This is a genomic window from Streptantibioticus ferralitis (genome assembly GCF_029223525.1).
GTDB classification, from domain to species: Bacteria; Actinomycetota; Actinomycetes; order Streptomycetales; family Streptomycetaceae; genus Streptantibioticus_A; species Streptantibioticus_A ferralitis.
In genome coordinates this window covers 34,995-56,015 of the sequence record NZ_JARHTQ010000040.1, presented here as the reverse complement: position 1 = coordinate 56,015, position 21,021 = coordinate 34,995, and the positions used below count along the sequence as shown (strand labels likewise).

Sequence of the window (21,021 nt, the reverse complement as noted above, 5' to 3'; positions counted from 1 at the left end):
CGGTACCGACATCACCCCTTCACCGTCGCACGGCGGGCACTTCACTCGGGTACCGCCAAACGCGTTGGGCAGAAACAGCGTTCCGCGCCCGTCACAACGGCGACACCGCATCTGGGGCGCGTCGGCCTCCTGGCGACGGAATTCCTCAACCAGTGGCGCGTACCTGGGGTCAATCCACTCCATGTGGTGCCTCCCGTCTCTCCGGCCAGCGTACGCGCGCAGTGCTTCTCAGCCGCGTGGATCGCGCGGTTCGGGCATCGGCTGGATCGCGCACTCCGGCGCGTGCTGGCACTGTGCAGCCACCGCCACCAGGGGCTTCGTGGGGCTGCCCCATAGAGCGGAGTCCAGCGAGTAGCCCGCCTCTCCGATGACGGCGCAGGTGCGTTCGAGGATCTTGGGGTCGTAGTTCGTCGGGTCGTAGCCCGGGGAGTGGTGCACGAACGGCCCGAAGCGCTGGCACAGGTCCACGTACAAGCGAGTGTGCAAGATCAGGGCGTGCCACCCCTCGTCCACTACTCGGCTCGGCGCCAGCGGTACATCCGGGAACTGCGCACCGGCCACCACGAACTTCAGCGCTTCCGTCACGATGCGTGCGCCCACGTCAGCGGCCATGTCCCGGTTGTTGTCCAGCACTGTCTTCAGCACGCCCGCAAACTGGGCGTCGCTGACTAACTGGCGTGCGTCGTCCACTTGGGTCTCCTTCGTTGACGATGGTGATCCCGTGCGCTTGCTGACCCGCCCCGGCGGAAACTCCCCAGTCGCCAACCGGGGCGGGTACTGCACCCGTACCGCACCGCAGAGGAAGAAGCGGACGGGTGTTCAACCCCGTCCCCGCCAAGATCTCGAACAGTGGGAAGCCCGTCCGTTTCCGTCCGGCAGGAGACGAGAGTTCAGGTGGCTAACTCACGGCAGGCTGCCGCTCGCTGCTGGGCGGTCTGCACCTGCCACAGCGCCGCAGGCAGGGCGGGTGGTACGGACCGGGTAAGTGGACCACTCCGGACTTCACGTCCAGCGCTCCCCCGTACTCCGTCCACCACCCCTCGGGCGATCCCTCGTACGAGGTGCCTACGAACGGATCCGAAGGGTGCCCCGTCATGCCCGTTCCGTCTTTCTGTGCGGGTGGTTGGCAAGTTCCTGGCTGCACTGCCGGACCGTGATCGGGCTGCCGGTAGCCCTGGCTGCCTCGCGCTGCCGGGACAACGCTCCGCAGACGTCGCACCCGTCCACCGGCACCGGCTCAAGAGCCGGAACGTGGATCGCCGGGGCTGTCAAGCTGCTACTGGTCATCGCCGAGCACGCTCCTGAGACCAGCCTCGATCTCCAGCACCAACGCCCGTGTCGGCCGCTTGTACGGCCCGCGCGGTACTTCGGGAGGCAGCGGCACCCACGGCCGGAACCACACTTGATCCGGCGTCTGTGCCCAGCGCTCACGCTGCGCCTCGGCCACCTCATCGGGGAGCAGCCGACGCGTTCGCCGAGCTATCCCCATGCGGCGGGGCAACTCGTTACGAGGGACGACAGTTAATGGATGCTCCGTCATGCCCCGATCGTCTGCGTGAGGCGCCCACCCCCTAGTGTCATGGTTAGTGGCAAGTGCGCCGTAAATTCGCTCAGTTGACCTACAAGTTGCACCTGTAGTGGCAGGCTGGAGCCATGGCCATTGGGCAACTGATCAAGGACCTGCGTACAGCGCGCGGGTGGAGCCAAGGGCGGCTCGCATCAGAGATCAACAAAGCTTTTGGGACCACCCTTAGCCGGGAATATGTGAGTGGCTGGGAGCGATCCAAGGTGAAGCCGGGGCCGTTCTACCTCCGGTGCCTGTCTGCCGTTCTCGACGTCCCGCTAGCCGTTCTTGAAGGTGAAGTGAAGCGCCGAACGTTCATCAGTGATGTTGCAGCGACCGCTATAGCTCCAATAGTCGCGTCAGACTTGCTTACGGCGGGATTCAGCGCCCGGCTCGCCGGTGGCCCGTCCACGGACGACTGGGAAGCCAAACTAGCCGCCTATGGCACCGACTACATGTCCATGGGCGCAGCTGACATCCAGCGCCGTGTCTCCGGCGAACTTGTCGTCGTACAGCAGCAACTAGACACCCCACAGCTGTGGTCAGTCGCCTCACGGCTCATGACTCTGTATGCCAAGACGTTCCCCGGCAGCGATGGCGCCAAGGCCGTTTCGTGGTACCGCATGGCAGCGAAAGCAGCTGACGAGTCCGGCGACCAGCAAGCCCGAGTATGGGTGCGAGGGAGGGCGGCAATCGCCCTGGGCTACGAGGGAGCCTCCCTCGGTGTCGCTGACGTACTCGCCGATCAGGCTATGGCTATCAGTAACAAGCCGTCACTAGGACTCTTGAACGCGATCATGGGTAAGGCCCATGCCGCAGCGATCCGGGGCGACCACGACACGGCGCGAAAGCTCATGGACAAAGGACGCCGGGTCTTCGACAAGGCGGGTTCCTATGAGCAGACATCCGACTACACGGTTCCGTGGTGGCGAATGAATGTCTTCGTCTCGCTACTCGCCGCGCGGCTCGGCGACGAAACCACAGCCGTCGAAGCACAAGAGACAGCACGACGAGAACTTCCGACAACGCTCCCCAGGTTCGCAACACACCTTGAGATGCACCGGGGGCTAATGCTCGCTAAGTCTGGCGACAGGGAGGGCGGCAGGAAGTACGCACAGTCCGCCCTTGACGCCCTGCCGCCAGAAAAACACTCCTTGACCCTCCGCCTGCTGATGGCTGAAGTGGAGCACTCCTAGGCAACACCCGACACAACCACCCGCACGACCAGCCGTACCCCCCGGTCTGAATTTCGCAGCAGCATGCGTGAGCGGGGGGCTCGGGTCCCTGCCAGGAACGTCTCCCAACCGGGGCCGGTCGCTTACTGGCTGCGGCGACGTGCCCAATGGATCGTTACGCGTTCCTCGCCGACGAACCGCGCACCCCGTCTGCCCTTACTGACTTGCACGCGGTCCATCGCCAGGGTCAGCCGATTCCGTCGGCCAGGGACCTCGGAGTCCTCCCAAGCCTCCCGCAACAGTTCACCGTCCAGCAGATGTGTGATGTCCACAGCCGGTGTCGGCAGCTCCGCCAGGTTGGCGCGCAGCCCCTCAATGCGCCCTCGTAGGCGTGCGGCAAGGCGGTTGTACCGCTCGATAGCTTCCGGTCCGGTGAACTCCCCGCGCACATAACGGGCGTCTTCCAAGTCGGTTAGCCGCGCCTCTTCCTCGGTGATCTCGGCGCTGATCGCATCCCGCTTGGCGAACGTCTCAGGGTCCGCTCGGTGCACCCACCTCTCCGCAATGGCGGCAAGCAGCGGGTCATCCGGCTCAAGCGCCGGGAGGCGTGTCAGGAACGCCTGGGTCACATGCTCGTCCACAAGCTCAGCAAGAGCCGACGCACCCGGGCACTGGTTGCCCGCTCGGCGCGCCATGCACTGGTACGAGCCACCTACGCGGCGCATGCGGCGTCCACACCCTGCAACTCCGCAGAAGATCAGCCCCGTCAGCAGAGCTGAACCCTCTGGCTTGGGGCGCCGCTTGCCAGCGTGTGCGTAGGTTCGCGACTCCAGTTGCTTGGAGATCAGCTCCCGCTCCCCGACAGTGATGATCCCCTCCCCGATGGAGACGGTTTCCAACGTCTCAGGGTCGCGATACGGAACAACACGACTGCCGTACTTGCGGGTGCCGTCCGCTGCTTCGGTGTACTCGGTCTGAGGCATCAGCCCAGCGAACGCGGGAGACCGAAGAAGCTGCATGATGCTCGCCGCGTTCCACTGGCCACCGCGCGGAGACTCTATTTCGTGGCTGTTGAGCAGCCTGGCTATGTTGACCAGCGAGGTACCGGCCAGCGCCTCATCCGCTATCAGGCGGGCGTACACAGCCGTCTCGACGTCGTGCACCAGTTGTTTGGTGCCGGGATCGATCGCAAGACCGTAAGGCGGCTGACCGCCGATCCACTGGCCCTTGGAACGCAGGTAGCGCTTGGCGTTGCTGGCGCGGGTACCGATGTTGCGGGACTCCGAGCGGGCAAGCTCAGCGAGCAGAGCGATCGTGACGCGGGCGCTGTCGTTCGACGTGTCCAGACCGTCAACCACCGAGACGAGCCGCCCGCCAACACGAGAGATGCTGTCGAGAGCGGCACCCACTTCGCCGATGCCCTTGCGTGACAGCCGGTCAAGCTTCCAGACCAACAGCGTGCCGACGACACCAGCCGTGACGGCAGTGAGCGCGGCGTCAAAGCCCTTACGGGTCACCGACTTGTAGCCGGAGCGTCCACGGTCGATGTGGACCTTGCGCACGGTGAGCCCGTTGTGTTCCGCCCACGCCCGACAGTCGGCTTCCTGACGCTCAATGGCGGTCTTGCCGTCCCTGTCCAGCGAGAGGCGTAGGTACAGGTCGGCAAGCGTGTGATGGGGCACGGCGTCCTCCGGAAGTTCAGTGCATCGTAGTGAACTTCCGGAAGTCGAGGATGACGACGGAGCCCCGCAGGTCCGCGAGCGACAGCTGCTTCCCGCCGGTGTTGAGCCAGCCGCCCTTTCCCACCAGCTCGGGAGCACGGACACGGGCGCGGCGCGGGGCGGACGAGGAAGCGTTCATGCCACCTAGGGTGCCATCCCCGGATGCGTACCCGGCACGGCCCTGGGCCGGGGCGCGGCCATCACCGTCCGGCGGCGGCCAACACCCGCTCCGCCATGGCGCGTTCCCCCAGTGCGTTGGGGTGGAAGGGGATAGCGGAGCTGGTCGGGATGAGGCCCTCGGACCAGCGGACGCCGCTGGGGCGGCAGATGTCGTGGTGGGCGCTGGCCGGGTGGTCGTCGACGAAGACCGCGCCGTTCGCCCTCGCGGTACGGCGGAACATCTCGTTCAGGTTCCGCTCGAAGGCGTCGAGATACGCCAGGTCGCCATCGCCGAACAGCTCACGTGGGCGGCAGCCGCGGTGGTCGAGCGGGACCAGTCGCAGATAGCCGACGAGCAGCACCCGTGCGTGCGGCGCGAGCCGGTGGATGGCGTGCAGCGCGCCCGCGATCCTCGGTTCGGCGCCGGCGATGCGGGTCTCGAGTTCGTCGGTCCCACCGCGGGTGTAGGCGGCCTGGCAGTACGCGCCCCCGGGGTGGAACAGCCCGAGCGCCGTGCACTTGGTGACGATCCCGGCGAAGCCGACGTCATTGCCGCCGATCGTGAGCGTGACCAGAGTCGTCCGCTTCGACAGCGCCTGGAACTGGCCGTGTCGTGCGTCGCCGAGGTCGGTGGTGGTGGCGCCGCTACAGGTCACATCGGTGAAGGCCGCCGGGCGCAGCCGCCCGGCCACCAGGGAGGGGTAGTTGTGATCGGAGCGGGCGCACCGCGCGTCGATCTGCTCGGGGACGCCGGGCGCCGCGGCCCCCGAGTCGCCGAGCGCCACATAGCGGACCGGCGCGCCGTGTCCGCTGCCCGGCGCGGGCACGGCACCGGACAGTGTGGCGACCGCCGCCAGCGCGGCGAGCACCGCGGCAGTACGGGATCGCGCGCGGGGCGCGCGGGGCACGGTACGGGACGGCTCTCGGGACACGGTGGCTCCCTGTGGAGGGGTCGCTACTGTGCGCAATAATGCGATCACCTGATGGGTGAGCCCATCAGGCGCGCCCTCAGTGGCCCTTCCCGTGCCCGGATGGGCGCATCGCCGTCCCGGGGGCGGTGCGTCGCCGTCCCGGGGGGCGGTGCGTGTTGGGTTGCGGTCAGCTCAATACGGCCGGGCTGCGCCGCGGGGGCTACGGCCTGGGCAGTCCCAGGACGCGGTCCCGCAGGGCGGGGAACTCGGCGCGGGTCTTGGCGACCCGTGCGGGGTCGAACTCGACGGTGAGGGTCTCCTCGCCGGGGCCCGCCTCGGCGAGGACCTCGCCCCACGGGTCGACCACGACGCTGTGCCCGGCCTGCTCGACCCCCGCATGGGTGCCCGCGGTTCCGCAGGCGAGCACGTACGCCTGGGACTCCACCGCGCGGGCGCGGGCCAGCAGCGACCAGTGGGCACGGCGGCGCTCCGGCCAACCGGCGGGGATGACCAGCAACTCGGCGCCCGCGTCCACCAGCAGCCGGAACTGCTCGGGGAACCGCAGGTCGTAGCAGGTGGCGAGGCCGATGGTGGTCCCGGGGCCGGCAAGGTGCGCGGTGACGATCTTGTCGCCCGCGGCCATCATCGTGGCCTCGCCCTGGTCGAAGCCGAAACGGTGGATCTTGCGGTAGACGCGGTGCAGTTCGCCGTCCGGCGCGAACAGCAGCGAGGTGTTGTACAGCGGGCCGTCTTCCGCGTCGGAGCCCTCGGGCGCGGTGCGTTCGACGATCGACCCGGCGTGCAGCCAGACGCGCGCTGCGCGCGCCGCCTCGCCCATCGCCTGCGCGGTCGGGCCGTCCAGCGGCTCGGCGTGCGTCGCGAAGTCCTGGTACGCGAATGCGCCGACCGGCCAGAGTTCGGGTAGAACAACCAGGTCAGCGCCTGCCTGCTCGCGTACGAGAGCGGCCACCCGCGAGCGGCGGGCCGCGACCTGCTCATCGGGCCGCACATCGATCTGGAGGAGAGAAGCGCGCACCGTACCACCGCCCAAGAGTTCGCCGCGTCAACGCGGGCCTACCATCGTCACACGAAAGCACTGCCATGGTGCCAGCGCACAGCGTAATTTGGGCGCACGCCATCATTAAGCACGTCGCCGCGAAACCATCCAGTACAGAACAAGCCACGACCGCACCGATCCGTTCGAGGGGTCCCGTGACCGTCCACAGCAAGCTCCAGCCCTACATCGACGCCTGGACCCACTCAATAGAGGCGATATCGGAGTTGGTCTCACCGCTCGCCGAGGGAGAGTGGAACCGGGCCACAGACTGCCCAGGTTGGTCGGTACGGGATGTCGTTTCGCATGTGATCGGGCTCGAGTGCGAGGCGCTCGGCGACCCGCGGCCCATCCACTCGCTACCGCGCGACCTGTACCACGTCACCGACGAGTTCAGCCGGTACATGGAGGTGCAGGTGGACGTGCGGCGCTGCCACACCGGGCCGGAGATGACCGCCGAGCTGGAGTACACGATCATCCGCCGGGCGCGGCAGCTGCGGAACGAGACCCGTGAACCGGAGACGACGGTCCGCAGTCTGATGGGCAAGGAGCGGACGCTCGAGGAGTCACTGCGCCTGCGGGTGTTCGACGTGTGGGTGCATGAGCAGGACATCCGGCGGGCACTCGGCAAGCCCGGCAATCTCGACTCACCGGCTGCTTCGGTCGTTCGGGACTTCCTGCTGCCCCAGTTGCCCAAGGTCGTCGCCAAGAAGGCGTCCGCGCCCGCCGGTTCCGCGGTGGTGTTCGACGTGCACGGGGCGGTCGAGTTCATGCGCACGGTACGGGTGGACGCCGAGGGGACCGGCACGATCGACGGCAGCGTCTCGCTGGGGCCCGTGGTGACGCTGGCGATGGACTGGGAGACCTTCGTGCGGCTGGTCTGCGGGCGGGGGCGGCCGGAGGCGCTCATGGAACGGGTCAAGGTCGACGGGGACCGGGAACTCGCGGACGCGATCCTGGCCGCGCTCGCCGTGACACCCTGAGTCAGGCGCCGACCTCGGCGGTGTGCACCGCCTCCACCCGGCTCACGGTGATCGTCTCGCGCTCGCGCTGGGCCGCCTGCCCGCGCAGCCGCAGGATCTGGCTGACGCCGACCGCCTGCACGACGAAGACGCTGCTGAGCGCGACGGTGAAGTTGTCGCCGGTCGCGTCCAGCAGCACACCGACCGCCAGCAACACGACCATCGAGGCGGTGAAGCCGCCCATGTTGACGATGCCGGAGGCGGTGCCGAACCGCTCCGGCGGGTTGGCCGGGCGCGCGAAGTCGAAGCCGATCATCGAGGCCGGACCACAGGCACCGAGCACCGCGCACAACACGATCAGCAGCCACAACGGCGCGTGTGCGGTGGGCCAGACGAGTACCGCGGCCCAACCGGCGGCCGTCGCCGCCACCGTGCCCAGGGCGAGCGGCATCCGAGCGCCGTGGTGACGGGCGATGATCTGGCCGAAGACCATGCCGAGGACCATGTTCGACAGCACGAGCAGGGTCAGCAGGGACCCGGCGGCGCCACGCGACAGCCCCTGGCCCTCGACCAGGAACGGCATGCCCCACAGCAACAGGAAGACCATCGCGGAGAACTGGGTGGTGAAGTGCACCCACAGGCCGAGCCGGGTGCCTGGCTCCCGCCAGGCGGCGACGAGTTGACGCCGTACGGCCCCGGGCTGGTGCGGTCCGGAGGGCAGCGGTTCATACCCTTCGGGGTGGTCCTTCATGAACAGCACGATCAGTACCAGGACGAGGGCGCCGCCGAGTGCCGTACCCACGAAGGTGGGGGTCCAGCCGGCCGAGTGCAGCAGCCGGGACAGCAGGATCGTGCTGACCAGGTTGCCCGCCATGCCGAAGAGCGCGGCGCCCTGGGCTATCAACGGCCCGCGCCGGGCGGGGAACCAGCGCGCGCCCAGCCGCAGCACGCTGATGAACGTCATGGCGTCCCCGCAGCCGAGGACCGCACGGGCGGTCAGCGCCATCGGGTACGAGTGGGAGAGCGCGAAGCCGAGTTGGCCCGCGGTGAGCAGGATGACCCCGGCTGTCAGCACCTTCTTGGTGCCGAACCGGTCGACCAGAATGCCGACGGGTATCTGCATCCCCGCGTAGACCAGCACCTGGAGTATGGAGAACGTCGACAGCTCGGAGGCGCTGATGTGGAACCGGGTCGCAGCGTCGATTCCGGCCACCCCGAGGCTGGAGCGGTGGACGACGGCGATGAAGTAGACGAAGACGCCGAGGCCCCAGACCGCGCAGGCGCGCGGGCCGCCGGGCGGGTCCCCGGGTAGCCGAAGGCGGCTTCGCCCCGTGTCGAGAGCACTCATGCTTCCCCCCTGACAATCGCCTTGACCCGGCTGACATGCCGCCGCACGACGGCGGCGGCTCGTTCACCGTCGCCCGCGCGCAACGCGGCGAGTATTTCCGCGTGTTCCTCGATGTTCTTGGCGATCCGGTCCGGTTCGGCGTGCATCACCGCCACGCCCATCCGCAACTGGCGGTCGCGCAACTGGTCGTAGAGCTGGGAAAGGATCTCGTTGCCCGCCGCCCGGACGATCGTGGCGTGGAAACAGCGGTCGGTGGCGGCAGCGGCGGCCAGATCACCGGTCTCCCGGTGCTCCTCGTGCTCGTCGAGCAACTCCTCCAGTCGGCTGAGGAGTTGGGTGGTCGCGGGCACGACCTTGCGGACCGCGTGCTCCTCGACCAGCAGCCGGGTCTCCACCACATCCGCGATCTCCTGCGCGGAGACCGGCAGCACCAGCGCGCCCTTCTTCGGATAGAGCTTGATCAGCCCCTCCGCCTCGAGCCGGAGCAGCCCTTCCCGCACCGGCGTACGCGACACCCCGACCGCCTCGGCGAGATCGCCCTCGGTGAGCAGCGTGCCGCCTTCGTAGGAGCGGTCCAGTACGGCTTGTTTGACATGCGCGTAGACCCGCTCGGCGGCGGGCGGCTGCTTGGTGGGGGTGCTGGCGGCGTTCATGATGCGCACAGCATAGATACAACACGTATGCGGGAGAAGATCTGTCCGGGATACGGACCGGTCGGCAAGCGGGTCGGCGGCCTGGCCGCCTCACGCCTCCAGCAGTCGAGCCGCCGCCTCGCGGGCGTGCCGGGCCGGCTCGGGGGATCCGGAGATGGCGGCGGTGGTGATCGCACCCTCCGCCAGCAGTGCGAGCGGGGCGGCCAGCCGGTCGGGCTGACCGGCGTCCGCCACGAGTCCGGCGACGTACCGCTGGAACAGTTCCTTGTGCGTCCGGGCCGCCCTGGCCACCGCTTCCGAGACGGCACCCATCTCCCCGTAGGAGTTGACGAACGCGCAGCCACGAAAGTCCGGTTCGCCGAACCAGCGCTCCAGCCAGTCGTAGACCCGCAGGATCCGCTCGCGGGATGAGTCGCCGTCCGCCACGAAGCGGGCGAGGTCGGCACGCCAGCGGGCGTCACGTCGGAGCAGATACGCCTCCACCAGATCCGTCTTCGCGGGAAAGAGCTGGTAGACGCGCTTGAGGGAGACCCCGGAAGCGGACCGGATCTCATCCATGCCGACGGCCTGCACACCCCGGCCGTAGAAGAGCTCCTCGGCCGCGTCCAGGACACGCGCCCGCGCCATCTCGGAATCCATGCCCGCCCTGTTCCTTGCCGGAGAACGATCGTTCTCTTAGGCTACACCCAGGGGTGGAGAACGATCGTTCTCCACCGGAAGGCTCCATCGGAAGGGGTACTCCCATGCATGACACCCGGCCGCCGCTGCCGCCGTTCACCGAGGAAAGCGCACGGCTCAAGGTCCAGGCCGCCGAGGACGCCTGGAACACCCGCGATCCCGAGAAGGTCTCGCTCGCTTACACGGAGGATTCCGAGTGGCGCAATCGCGACCTGTTCATCAACGGCCGTGCGGAGATCGTCGCGTTCCTGACCGACAAATGGGCGCGGGAGCTGGACTACCGGCTGCGCAAGGAACTGTGGGCGTACACCGGCAATCGGATCGCGGTGCGCTTCGAGTACGAATGGCACGACGCGCAGGGGCAGTGGTTCCGCTCCTACGGTAACGAGAACTGGGAGTTCGACGACAACGGGCTGATGCGCAAGCGCTACGCCAGCATCAACGACGTGCGGATCACAGCCGACCAGCGCCGTATCGCGCTGTGACCAGAGGGGGCCCGGACGCCTGGTGAGCGTACGGGCCCCTCTGCGGCGAACGGGGCTACGCCCAGGTGAGCAGGCGCTTGGGGTACTCCAGGACGGCCGCCGTGTCGGCGAGCACCTTGGAACCCAACTCGCCGTCGACCAGGCGGTGGTCGAAGGAGAGCGCCAGGGTGGTGACCTGGCGGGGCTTGACCCTGCCCTTGTGGACCCAGGGCTGATCCTTGACCGCGCCGAAGGCGAGGATCGCGGACTCACCCGGGTTCAGGATGGGTGTCCCGGTGTCGACGCCGAAGACGCCGACGTTGGTGATGGTGACCGTACCGCCCTGCATGTCGGCAGGGGAGGTCTTGCCCTCGCGGGCCGTGGCCACCAACTCGCCGAGTGCCGCAGCCAGTTCGGGGAGCGTCTTGGACTGGGCGTCCTTGATGTTGGGGACGATCAGACCACGCGGAGTGGCGGCGGCGATGCCGAGGTTCACATACCCCTTGTGCACGATCTCCTGGTTCGCTTCGTCCCAGGAGGCGTTGATCTCCGGGTTGCGCCTGATCGCGACCAGCAGCGCCTTGGCGACCAGCAGCAGCGGGCTGACCTTGAGCCCGGCGAACGCCGGATCGGTCTTCAGCTCCTGCACCAGCCGCATGGTGCGGGTGATGTCGAAGGTCACGAACTCGGTCACATGCGGGGCGGTGAAGGCGCTGGCCACCATCGCCTGCGCGGTCGCCTTGCGCACCCCCTTGATCGGCACCCGGGTTTCCCGTGTTTCACGTGAAACGGCCACCTGCTCCGCGGGGGCCACGGGCGCCACCGGTTCGACGGGCGCCGGGGCGGGCGCTGCCGCCGCCTGGACGTCCTCGCGGGTGATGACCCCGTGCGGCCCGGTCGGTACTACCGAGGCCAGATCGACGCCGAGGTCCTTGGCGAGCTTGCGTACCGGCGGCTTGGCCAGCGGGCGAGGCGCCTCGGGCACCAGCGGGCCGGGCACCTCCGGTGCGGCGGCGCCGTTGAGCACGGGCTGCTGGGGCACGACCGAAGGGGCGGCCGGTGCGGCGGACGCCTTGCGCGGGCGGCGCTTCGTCGACGACTCGGCGACCCCGTAACCCACCAGTACCGCCTGCCGCTTGGGCGGCTCCGGTTCGGCGGCGGGCGCCTCGGGCTCGGCAGCGGCGGGGGCAGCCGCCTCGGCCGGGGCGCCCGGGGTGGTGTCGACGGTGATGATGGACGTGCCCACGTCCACCGTCGAGCCCTCGTCGAAGCGGATCTCGGACACCAGGCCGTCGAAGGGGATGGGGAGTTCGACGGCTGCCTTGGCCGTCTCCACCTCACAGACGACCTGCCCGTCGGACACGGTGTCACCAACGGCCACGTACCACTTGAGGATTTCGGCCTCGGTGAGTCCCTCGCCCACGTCGGGCATCTTGAACTCGCGGAAGCGCTGAGAAGGGGTAGTCACGATCACTGCTCTCCTCGGCTCTCAGAACGCCAGCGCGCGGTCGACGGCGTCGAGCACACGGTCCAGGTTCGGGAGGTAGTCCTCCTCCAACCGGGCCGGCGGATACGGCGCATGGAAACCGCCCACGCGCAGCACCGGCGCTTCGAGGTGGTAGAAGCAGCGCTCGGTGATCCGGGCCGCGACCTCGGCGCCCGTGCCCAGGAAGACCGGCGCCTCATGCACCACCACCAGCCGCCGGGTCTTCTCCACCGACGCCTGCAGGGTGTCGAAGTCGATCGGCGACATCGACCGCAGGTCCAGCACCTCCAGGCTGTGGCCCTCCTCCTCGGCAGCCGCGGCGGCCTCAAGGCAGGTCTTCACCATCGGACCGTACGCGGCCAGCGTGAGATCGGTGCCCTCACGGGCGATCCGCGCGCGGTGCAGCGGCGCGGGCACGGCTGCCGTGTCGACCTCGCCCTTGTCCCAGTAACGGCGCTTCGGCTCGAAGAAGATGACCGGGTCGTCGCACTCGGTGGCCTGCCGCATCATCCAGTAGGCGTCCGACGGTGTCGCGGGCGAGACCACCTTCAGGCCCGGGACATGCGCGAACAGCGCCTCCGGCGACTCGCTGTGGTGCTCCACCGCACCGATGCCGCCGCCGTACGGAATGCGGATGACGACCGGCAGCTTCACCTTGCCGAGCGCGCGGGCGTGCATCTTCGCGAGCTGGGTGACGATCTGGTCGTACGCGGGGAAGACGAAACCGTCGAACTGGATCTCCACCACCGGGCGGTAGCCGCGCAGCGCGAGGCCGATCGCGGTACCGACGATGCCGGACTCGGCGAGCGGGGTGTCGATCACCCGCTCCTCGCCGAAGTCCTTCTGCAGTCCGTCGGTGACCCGGAAGACGCCGCCGAGCTTGCCCACGTCCTCGCCCATGACCAGGACCTTCGGGTCGGTCTCCAGGGAGGTGCGCAGCGATTCGTTGATCGCCTTGGCGATCGTCATGGTCTTCGGCGACGTCATCGCGCAGCCCCTTCCTCGGAACCCTCGAACGAGGCCTGGTATGCGGCGAATTGGGCGCGCTCCTCGTCTACCAGCGCATGCCCGTCCGCGTAAATGTTGTCGAAGATCGCCATCGGCTCGGGGTTCGGCATGGCGCGTACGCCCTCGCGCACCCGCTTGGCCAGCGCGTCGCTCTCCGCCTCGACCTCGGCGAAGAACGTCTCGTCCGCCAGACCCTCGTTGGCGAGGTAGGCCTTCAGTCGGGCGATCGGGTCCTTGGCCGCCCACTCCTCGGTCTCCTCGTCCAACCGGTAACGGGTGGCGTCGTCGGAGGTGGTGTGCGCGCCCATCCGGTAGGTGAACGCCTCGACCAGCATCGGCCCCTCACCGGAGCGGGCGTGCTCCAGCGCCGCCCGGGTGACCGCCAGCACGGCGAGCACGTCATTGCCGTCGACACGTACGCCCGGGAAGCCGAACCCGGCGGCACGCTGGTAGATCGGCACCCGGGTCTGCCGCTCGGTGGGTTCGGAGATCGCCCACTGGTTGTTCTGGCAGAAGAACACCACGGGAGCGTTGTAGACCGCCGCGAAAGTGAATGCCTCGGCCACGTCACCCTGGCTGGACGCGCCATCACCGAAATAGGCGATGACCGCGGAGTCCGCGCCGTCCTTGGCGACACCCATCGCGTAACCGGTGGCGTGCAGTGCCTGCGAACCGATGACGATCGTGTACAGGTGGAAATTGTTCAGGTTCGGGTCCCAGCCACCGTTGTTGACCCCGCGGAACATGCCGAGCAGGTTCAGCGGATCAACGCCACGGGTCCATGCGACACCGTGCTCGCGGTAGGTGGGGAACACGTAGTCATCGGGGCGAGTGGCCCGGCCGGAGCCGATCTGCGCCGCCTCCTGGCCCAGCAGGGAGGCCCACAGACCCAGCTCGCCCTGGCGCTGCAGAGTGACCGCCTCGCCGTCGAAGCGCCGGGTGAACACCATGTCGCGGTACAGGCCGCGCAGTTCCTCCGGGGTCAGGTCGATGGAGTACTCGCTGTGTTCGACGCGTTCACCCTCGGGGGTCAGAAGCTGCACGAGTTCAGGCTTGCGCCCGGCTCCCCCTCGACGCTTCGCGCCGCCGCGGCTGCTGCGCGCGGCAGTGCTTTTCACGCTCACGTCTGCTCCTCCGTCTGTCCGGCCCCCGGGGTCCGCCGGGAACCAGTGCGGGCTCACCCGACTCGGCGCGGCGCACGGGGTGTGTGCGGCGGGCCGGGCCGGGAGTGACTTCTGTCCCGGCTGACGGCCTGCAAAAAGCACGTTACCCACTACTCCCGCAAATGCGCGAAGGGGCATCTACCTGCGGTTTTGCTTTGATTTCCTAGTAACTGGCGATTCCGGCAGGCCACCGGGACAACCGCACGCTATCTCGCGGATCGAAACTGCGTAAGAGGTGAGGAGATCCAATTGTGTGCGAGGCTGGTTTGGTGCCTGATGAAGGAAAAATCACGGTATTCCTGGTTGACGACCACGAAGTAGTACGCCGTGGTGTGCAGGAGTTGCTCTCCGTAGAGGACGATGTCGAGGTGGTGGGCGAGGCCGGCACCGCGGCTGACGCGCTGGTCCGCATCCCGGCCACCCGGCCGGATGTCGCTGTGCTGGACGTCCGCCTTCCGGATGGCAGCGGTGTCGAGGTGTGCCGTGAGGTCCGCTCCGCGCAGCCGGAGATCAAGTGCCTGATGCTCACGTCCTTCGCGGACGACGAGGCGCTGTTCGACGCGATCATGGCAGGGGCCGCCGGGTACGTCCTCAAGGCGATCCGCGGCACCGATCTGCTCACCGCGGTACGGGATGTGGCGGCCGGGCGGTCGCTGCTGGACCCGGTGGCCACGGCCCGGGTGCTGGAGCGGCTGCGGCGCGGCGACGACAAGGGTGACGCGCGTCTTGCGAACCTCACCGAGCGTGACCGCAGGATCCTCGACCTGATCGGCGAGGGCCTCACCAACCGGCAGATCGGCGAGCGGCTGCACCTGGCCGAGAAGACCGTGAAGAACTACGTCTCCTCGCTGCTCGCCAAGCTCGGCATGGAACGGCGCACCCAGGCAGCCGCGTTCGTTGCGCGTATGCGCACGGACGAGCCGCAACAGGGCTGAGGGCGGCCCAGAGCCGTCCGGCGGATCCTGACCACCGGGGTGTCGTGGTCGGCGGCAGGCGGATGACCACCGGTCCGCGCGATCGGGGTTGCCCACCGTCGCGGCGGGATCTTCTCAACGCCACAACGGCATCAGGATCCGCCGAGCGGCCATAACTCAGGTGAGCGGAGTCGCGCGCAATTGTATCGTTCGGGGAACGACCGAAAACGGTGTATGCGGCCAGCACCGCCCCGTCCACCTGCGCATTGAGCATCGCGTCCGGCTCGGGCAGCGCCCCGCAGTGGCATCACGGATACACCACGTGATCTGCGGTGATCTACCATTCGCCGGGTGCCCCCTCCTAGCCCGGCAACGGCGCCGCCCTCCGACCACACGCTGGGAGCGCTGCTCCGCCGCTACGAGGGCGCCGGGACGCCGCTGTCCTGCGAGCCGGTGGCACAGGGGCTGCTCAACCGCGGCTACCAGCTGGCGACCACCCGCGGCCGCTTCTTCCTCAAGCACTACCTCCGCGACCCGGACCGGGTCACGGACCGTGACACCGCCCACCCGGCGACCATCGCCCGCCAGCACCGCGCCACGCTGCGGCTCGGCGCACTCGGGCTGCCGGTCGCGGCACCGCTGGCCGACACCGAGGGCCGTACGGTGGCGGTCATCGGCGGCCGGCCCTACGCGCTGTACCCGTGGGTCGAGGGGCGGCACCGGGCGGGCGCCGAACTGACCGAGCGGCAGTCCCGCCATCTCGGTGCCCTGCTCGGCCTGGTCCACATCGCGCTGGCCCGGGTGCTGGCCGCCGACGCGCACACCGCCGCCCACCCGGCCGCGCACTCGTCCGCAGTGCCCGAGGACACCTACGCGCTCATCGACGAACTGCTGCGGCTGGCCCGCGAGCGGCGGCCCCGCGACGCCTTCGACGAACTGGCCGAGCACCGCCTCGTGGAGCGCCGGGCGCTGCTCGAACGGCATGCGCACCGCCGTCCGGCCGATGCCACCACCCGGGTCACCGGCTGGGTGCACGGCGACTTCCATCCGCTCAACCTGCTCTACCAGGGCGCGGAACCGGCCGCGATCGTCGACTGGGACCGCCTGGGCGTCCAGCCGCGCGCCGAAGAGGCGGTACGGGCCGCGGTGATCTTCTTTGTCCGGGACTGCGACGGCACCCTGGACCTGGCGAAGGTGCGCCAGTACGCGCGGGCGTACCGGGCGGCCGCCGGGGTGCCCGTGGCGGAGCTGACGGCGGCCGTGCACCGGGTGTGGTGGGAGCGGCTGAACGACTTCTGGATGCTGCGCTGGCGCTACCAGCGCCATGACTGCCGGGCCGATCCGCTCTTCCCGGCCGCGGCCGGTCTCGCGGTGTGGTGGACCCGCGAGTACGAGGCCGTACTCGCGGCGTTCACCAACTGAGAGATCGGCCGGTCAGCCCATCGGGCCCGCGATGGTCCCCTGCGCGGCGCCCTGGCTCGTACCGGCCGTCGTGCCGTCGGTGGTCCCCTGCGAAGTGCCGGAGGACGTGCCCGACGTGGTGCCCTTGCTGGTACCGGTGCCGCTCGTGGTGCCGGTGTTGGCGCCCTGCGAGGTGCCCTGGTTCGTCGTGCCCGTGGAGGTCCCGGGCGAGGACGGTGGCGGCGAGGACGGCGGCTGCGAGCTCGGCGGCTCCGAACTGGGCTGACGGCTGTGCGTCGGCTCGGACGGCTGGTCCGTCGAACCGCTGCCCGACTGTCCGGTGGTGGTGTCCAGGCTGGACTGGTCGCTCGGCGAACTGCTGTCGCTGGGCGAGTCGCTGGGGCTGGCGCTCTGCGACCCGCTCGGCGCGGGGCTGTTGCCCGTGCTGGTGCCGCCCTTGCCGCCGTGGTGACTCACGTTCATCGCGAAGAAGACCCCCAGGCCGATCGCCAGGATCGCGGCGACCACCAGCAGCGCGGTGTTGCGGCCGCGGTGGCTGCGGCCGTCTCCGTTGCCACGGCCATGGCCGCCGTCGCCCCCGTAACCGCCCGGGCCGTCGCCACTGGGCGGGCCCATCAGCAGCGGCGGGCCGAGCTCGGCGGTGTGCCCCGCCTGAGCGTGCGGCAGCACCGTGGTGGCGGCGATGCCGGCGGCGGCCGCCGATCCGGCCGAGTGGTCCACGTAGCCGGTGTCCCAGGCGCCCGTCCAACCGCCCTGCTCGTGGAGCATGCGCAGGGCGTACTGCACGAGGCCGTGCATCTCCTCGGCGCTCTGGAAGCGATCGTCCGGGTTCTTGGCGAGCGCGCGCAGCACCATGCCGTCGAGCTCGGGCGGCACCCGGTCGTTGACGTCCGAGGGGATCCGCGGATCGTCCTGTACGTGCTGGTAGACCACCGAGAGCGGGGTCTCACCGGTGAACGGCGGGCGCAGCGTGAGGAGTTCGTAGAGCAGGCAGCCGGTCGCGTACAGGTCGGAGCGGTGGTCGACCGCCTTGCCGAGCGCCTGCTCGGGCGAGAGGTACTGCGGCGTGCCCATGACCATGCCGGTCTGCGTCATGGTGGTGGACGCGCCGTGCAGCGCCCGGGCGATGCCGAAGTCCATGACCTTGACCGCGCCCGCGTTGGTGATGATCACGTTGGCGGGCTTGATGTCACGGTGCACGATGCCGTGCTGGTGGCTGTACGCGAGCGCCTCAAGCACTCCGGAGACGATGATCAACGCCTGGTCGACCGGTGGCGCCTCGGAGTTGATCAGCAGGTCGCGGATGGTGCGGCCCTCGCACAGCTCCATGACGATGTACGGGACGACGTTGTTGCCGACCCGGTCCTCGCCGGAGTCGTACACCGCGACCACCGCGTGGTGGTTGAGTCCCGCGACCGACTGCGCCTCGCGGGTGAAGCGGGCCTTGGAGACCGGGTCCTCCGCGAGATCACTGCGGAGCAGCTTCACCGCGACCGTGCGGCCCAGCCGGACGTCCTCCGCCGCGAAGACCTCGGCCATGCCGCCGCGCCCCAGGCGCCGGGTGAGCCGGTACCGGCCGTCACCCATGAACCCGTTGGCGCCCCACAGATCCGGTGTGTCGTACGCCTCGGCACCGAGGGCCGAGGACTCCTCGGGGTCGCCCGAGGGCTGCGTCTGGTCCATCAGTCCTCGCCGTCGCTCATCGCCTCGTACAGGTGCTTCGTACTTGGGTAGTACTGGGGTGGTACGAAGAGGAACGCTACCGCCTTCCCGGTGAACCATGGGACGCGTCAGTCGGGACAACCCGCCTCGTACCGCCCTCACCTGCACAAACCGCATTACGCACAGACTGCTCACAACGGCGGTCGGCACGTTGTTCACGGTTCGGGAACGGTTTCCCGGGCATCCGGTGACGGATCGGTCAGACAACTTGACGCATTAACCGACTCCGGCAGACTTGGCGGGCAGACTCAAACAGACTGAAGATCGGTGTCTTGTGCGTACGGTTCCCGTGCGCCGAGGGGGAAGCGGTTACATGAGCGGGGACGCACGGGGCGACTTCTCGGGCACTACGGTCGGCGGCGGCCGTTACGAGTTGCGCAGCCTGCTCGGCGAGGGCGGGATGGCCTCCGTCCACTTCGGCTACGACACTGTGCTGGAACGCCCGGTCGCAATCAAGACCCTGCACAGTGAACTCGGCCGTGAGGCGTCCTTCCGTGAGCGCTTCCGCCGCGAGGCACAGTCCGTCGCCAAGCTCAACCACACCAACATCGTCTCCGTCTTCGACTCGGGCGAGGACGAGATAGACGGCCGTTCCATCCCGTACATCGTGATGGAGCTGGTGGACGGCAAGCCGCTGCGGCAGATCCTCGACGAGGACGTGGCGGAGCACGGGGCGATGCCGACCGAGAAGGCACTGAAGATCACCGGTGATGTGCTGGCCGCGCTCGCGGTCAGCCACGAGATGGGCCTGGTGCACCGGGACATCAAGCCGGGCAACGTCATGCTGACCAAGCGCGGCGTCGTCAAGGTGATGGACTTCGGCATCGCCCGGGCGCTGCAGTCCGGTGTGACCTCCATGACGCAGACCGGCATGGTCGTCGGTACGCCGCAGTACCTCTCGCCGGAACAGGCGCTGGGCCGCGGCGTGGACGCGCGCTCCGACCTGTACTCGGTCGGCTGCATGCTGTTCGAGCTGCTGACCGGGCGGCTGCCCTTCGACGGTGACTCCCCGCTGTCCGTGGCCTACCAGCACGTACAGGAGGAGCCGCCGGCCCCCTCGTCGATCAACCGGTCGCTGCCGCCCGCGGTGGACGCGCTGGTGGCGCGGGCGCTGCGGAAGAATCCGGCGGACCGGTTCCCGACCGCCGAGACGATGCAGGACGAGTGCGAGCGGGTCTCCTCGGCCGCCAAGGGCACCGCGACACCGCTGGTGATCAGCGAGGGCCCGAAGGCCCACCAGGCGGCCGCGACCGGCCACCCCGGCTCCTTCGCGGTCTTCCCGAACGCGACCGGCGATCCGCACACCCCGGCGCCGGGCCCGGTGCACTCGCCGTACCAGCCGCAGGCGGCCACGCCGCCGCCGGTGAACTACGGGCCGCCGACCCCGCCGCCGAACCAGTACCAGCAGCAGTACAACGCGGGGGGCTTCCAGACCCCGCCGCCCACCCCGCGCCCGACGCCCGCGTACCGCACCCCGGCCCCCGCGCCGCGCAGGAGCGGCGGGAACTGGAAGCCGCTGCTGATCTTCATCGGGGTCGCCGCGGTGATCGGTGTGGTGCTCATCTCGATCATCGCGACGATGAGCCACAAGACCAAGTCGCACCCGACGCCCGGCCCGACGGACGTGTCACAGCCCACGGCGGCGCCCGGCGGCCACGGCGGCAGCGACATCAAGATGGGCGACCCGAGCCGGACCGTCGACCCCAGCACCTGCACACAGGCGTCCGGCGGCTTCACGGACAGCGGCGGCAAGATCATCATGCCCGACCTGACCTTCAAGTACATCGACTCGGTCAAGGCCTGCATGAACGCGGCCGGCTGGAAGTACAAGCTCCAGTACGAGGACGAGAACGTCTGGGGCAAGGGCATCGTGATGAGCGAATCCCCGGACAAATACGGCGAGTTCAACCCGAAGACGGACCAGATCACCCTGATCGTGTCGACGGGCAAGAGCGGCGGCTGACCCGAAGAGCGACGACTGACGGCCGAACACGAAGGGTCCCGGCACACGCCAAGTGTGCCGGGACCCTTCGTTTCCCGCGGGCTACAGGTACGGCCCCGAGCGGGTGGCGCCCGGGTGGCCGCCCTCCTCGTCCTCATGGCCCGAGACAAGTCCCGGCGGAAGAGCGCGCCTCATCTGCTCCAACTGCGCCCGTGCGGCCATCTGCTGGGCGAACAGGGTGGTCTGGATGCCGTGGAACAGGCCCTCCAGCCAGCCGACCAACTGGGCCTGGGCGATGCGCAGTTCGGCCTCGCTCGGCACGCTCTCCTCGGTGAACGGGAGCGAGAGCCGCTCCAACTCCTCGACGAGCTCCGGTGCCAGACCGTCTTCCAGCTCCTTGATCGAGCTGTGGTGGATCTCCTTGAGGCGCTGTCGACTCGCCTCGTCGAGAGGTGCCGCCCGCACTTCCTCCAGAAGCTGCTTGATCATGCTGCCGATGCGCATGACCTTCGCGGGCTGCTCGACCATCTCGGTGACCGGAACCTCGCGAGACTCGCCTTCCTGACCGCTCTGGCCGCCCAGGGCCATTCCGTCCGGGCCGACGACCAGCACATGCGGGTTGTCCTGCTGCGACCGTTCGTTCATCGGCATCTCCATGCCGCCATTCTCTCGCAC

20 protein-coding genes are annotated in these 21,021 nt (G+C 68.9%); 6 read left to right on the top strand and 14 right to left on the bottom strand.

Translation table 11 applies throughout. The features are described 5' to 3' along the window. Nucleotides 1-228: 228 nt before the first annotated feature. Both P2L57_RS35410 and P2L57_RS35405 read right to left on the bottom strand, forming a co-directional pair. A complete protein-coding gene (locus P2L57_RS35410; RefSeq protein WP_275821794.1) occupies nt 229-690 on the bottom strand; it encodes a glycine-rich domain-containing protein in 462 nt (153 codons plus the stop codon). 586 nt (nt 691-1,276) lie between these two features. Continuing rightward, nucleotides 1,277-1,540, bottom strand: coding sequence for a hypothetical protein (locus P2L57_RS35405; RefSeq protein ID WP_275821792.1), 264 nt, complete (start codon nt 1,538-1,540; stop codon nt 1,277-1,279). A gap of 113 nt (nt 1,541-1,653) precedes the next feature. Between P2L57_RS35405 and P2L57_RS35400 the strand changes: the two genes are divergently transcribed. Beyond that, complete coding sequence (locus tag P2L57_RS35400; RefSeq protein WP_275821790.1) at nt 1,654-2,760, top strand: helix-turn-helix domain-containing protein; 1,107 nt, start codon at nt 1,654-1,656, stop codon at nt 2,758-2,760. A gap of 122 nt (nt 2,761-2,882) precedes the next feature. Here P2L57_RS35400 and P2L57_RS35395 read toward each other — a convergent pair whose 3' ends face one another. The 4 genes from P2L57_RS35395 to P2L57_RS35380 all read right to left on the bottom strand — a co-directional run bounded on the left by P2L57_RS35395 (nt 2,883) and on the right by P2L57_RS35380 (nt 6,566). Further along, nucleotides 2,883-4,421 carry a recombinase family protein gene (locus P2L57_RS35395; protein WP_275821788.1) on the bottom strand — a complete coding sequence of 513 codons (1,539 nt, stop codon included), beginning with the start codon at nt 4,419-4,421 and terminating at the stop codon, nt 2,883-2,885. Nucleotides 4,422-4,437: 16 nt separating this feature from the next. Further along, on the bottom strand, nt 4,438-4,599 hold the full coding sequence (locus P2L57_RS35390; RefSeq protein WP_275821817.1) for a thioredoxin domain-containing protein: 162 nt from the start codon (nt 4,597-4,599) through the stop codon (nt 4,438-4,440). Nucleotides 4,600-4,660: 61 nt separating this feature from the next. Continuing rightward, nucleotides 4,661-5,551, bottom strand: coding sequence for an SGNH/GDSL hydrolase family protein (locus P2L57_RS35385; protein ID WP_275821786.1), 891 nt, complete (start codon nt 5,549-5,551; stop codon nt 4,661-4,663). A 199-nt stretch (nt 5,552-5,750) separates the two neighbouring features. Continuing rightward, nucleotides 5,751-6,566 (bottom strand): carbon-nitrogen family hydrolase, encoded by an 816-nt coding sequence (locus P2L57_RS35380; protein WP_275821785.1) that lies wholly within the window; start codon nt 6,564-6,566, stop codon nt 5,751-5,753. A gap of 176 nt (nt 6,567-6,742) precedes the next feature. Between P2L57_RS35380 and P2L57_RS35375 the strand changes: the two genes are divergently transcribed. Then, on the top strand, nt 6,743-7,567 hold the full coding sequence (locus tag P2L57_RS35375; protein WP_275821783.1) for a maleylpyruvate isomerase family mycothiol-dependent enzyme: 825 nt from the start codon (nt 6,743-6,745) through the stop codon (nt 7,565-7,567). A 1-nt stretch (nt 7,568) separates the two neighbouring features. Here the strand turns inward: P2L57_RS35375 and P2L57_RS35370 are convergent, their stop codons facing one another. The 3 genes from P2L57_RS35370 to P2L57_RS35360 form a co-directional block, all read right to left on the bottom strand. Continuing rightward, nucleotides 7,569-8,894, bottom strand: coding sequence for an MFS transporter (locus P2L57_RS35370; protein ID WP_275821781.1), 1,326 nt, complete (start codon nt 8,892-8,894; stop codon nt 7,569-7,571). Continuing rightward, on the bottom strand, nt 8,891-9,547 hold the full coding sequence (locus tag P2L57_RS35365) for a GntR family transcriptional regulator (protein WP_275821778.1): 657 nt from the start codon (nt 9,545-9,547) through the stop codon (nt 8,891-8,893). Before P2L57_RS35365 ends, P2L57_RS35370 begins: the two co-directional genes overlap by 4 nt. Before the next feature lie 90 nt (nt 9,548-9,637). Continuing rightward, nucleotides 9,638-10,186: a TetR/AcrR family transcriptional regulator gene (locus P2L57_RS35360; protein WP_275821776.1), complete on the bottom strand. Its 549-nt coding sequence runs from the start codon at nt 10,184-10,186 to the stop codon at nt 9,638-9,640. 104 nt (nt 10,187-10,290) lie between these two features. Between P2L57_RS35360 and P2L57_RS35355 the strand changes: the two genes are divergently transcribed. Then, nucleotides 10,291-10,710: a nuclear transport factor 2 family protein gene (locus P2L57_RS35355; protein WP_275821774.1), complete on the top strand. Its 420-nt coding sequence runs from the start codon at nt 10,291-10,293 to the stop codon at nt 10,708-10,710. A 55-nt stretch (nt 10,711-10,765) separates the two neighbouring features. On the opposite strand, the gene P2L57_RS35350 is transcribed toward P2L57_RS35355, so the two are convergent. The 3 genes from P2L57_RS35350 to pdhA are packed head-to-tail and all read right to left on the bottom strand — an operon-like array spanning nt 10,766 to nt 14,307. Further along, nucleotides 10,766-12,157, bottom strand: coding sequence for a dihydrolipoamide acetyltransferase family protein (locus tag P2L57_RS35350; RefSeq protein WP_275821772.1), 1,392 nt, complete (start codon nt 12,155-12,157; stop codon nt 10,766-10,768). Between the two features lie 21 nt (nt 12,158-12,178). Then, nucleotides 12,179-13,162: an alpha-ketoacid dehydrogenase subunit beta gene (locus tag P2L57_RS35345; RefSeq protein WP_275821770.1), complete on the bottom strand. Its 984-nt coding sequence runs from the start codon at nt 13,160-13,162 to the stop codon at nt 12,179-12,181. Then, nucleotides 13,159-14,307 (bottom strand): pyruvate dehydrogenase (acetyl-transferring) E1 component subunit alpha, encoded by a 1,149-nt coding sequence (gene pdhA, locus P2L57_RS35340; protein WP_275821768.1) that lies wholly within the window; start codon nt 14,305-14,307, stop codon nt 13,159-13,161. The genes P2L57_RS35345 and pdhA overlap by 4 nt, the downstream gene beginning before the upstream one ends. A gap of 308 nt (nt 14,308-14,615) precedes the next feature. Between pdhA and P2L57_RS35335 the strand changes: the two genes are divergently transcribed. Then, entirely contained in the window at nt 14,616-15,281 is a 666-nt protein-coding gene (locus tag P2L57_RS35335) for a response regulator (RefSeq protein WP_275821766.1), read from the top strand. A gap of 330 nt (nt 15,282-15,611) precedes the next feature. After that, nucleotides 15,612-16,682 (top strand): phosphotransferase, encoded by a 1,071-nt coding sequence (locus tag P2L57_RS35330; protein ID WP_275821764.1) that lies wholly within the window; start codon nt 15,612-15,614, stop codon nt 16,680-16,682. Between the two features lie 12 nt (nt 16,683-16,694). Here P2L57_RS35330 and P2L57_RS35325 read toward each other — a convergent pair whose 3' ends face one another. Beyond that, a complete protein-coding gene (locus P2L57_RS35325) occupies nt 16,695-18,365 on the bottom strand; it encodes a protein kinase domain-containing protein (RefSeq protein WP_275821762.1) in 1,671 nt (556 codons plus the stop codon). Between the two features lie 352 nt (nt 18,366-18,717). Here P2L57_RS35325 and P2L57_RS35320 point away from each other — a divergent pair, with 352 nt between their 5' ends. Beyond that, entirely contained in the window at nt 18,718-20,367 is a 1,650-nt protein-coding gene (locus P2L57_RS35320; RefSeq protein ID WP_275821760.1) for a protein kinase domain-containing protein, read from the top strand. Between the two features lie 81 nt (nt 20,368-20,448). On the opposite strand, the gene P2L57_RS35315 is transcribed toward P2L57_RS35320, so the two are convergent. After that, nucleotides 20,449-21,003: a bacterial proteasome activator family protein gene (locus P2L57_RS35315; RefSeq protein WP_275821758.1), complete on the bottom strand. Its 555-nt coding sequence runs from the start codon at nt 21,001-21,003 to the stop codon at nt 20,449-20,451. Nucleotides 21,004-21,021: the final 18 nt, after the last annotated feature.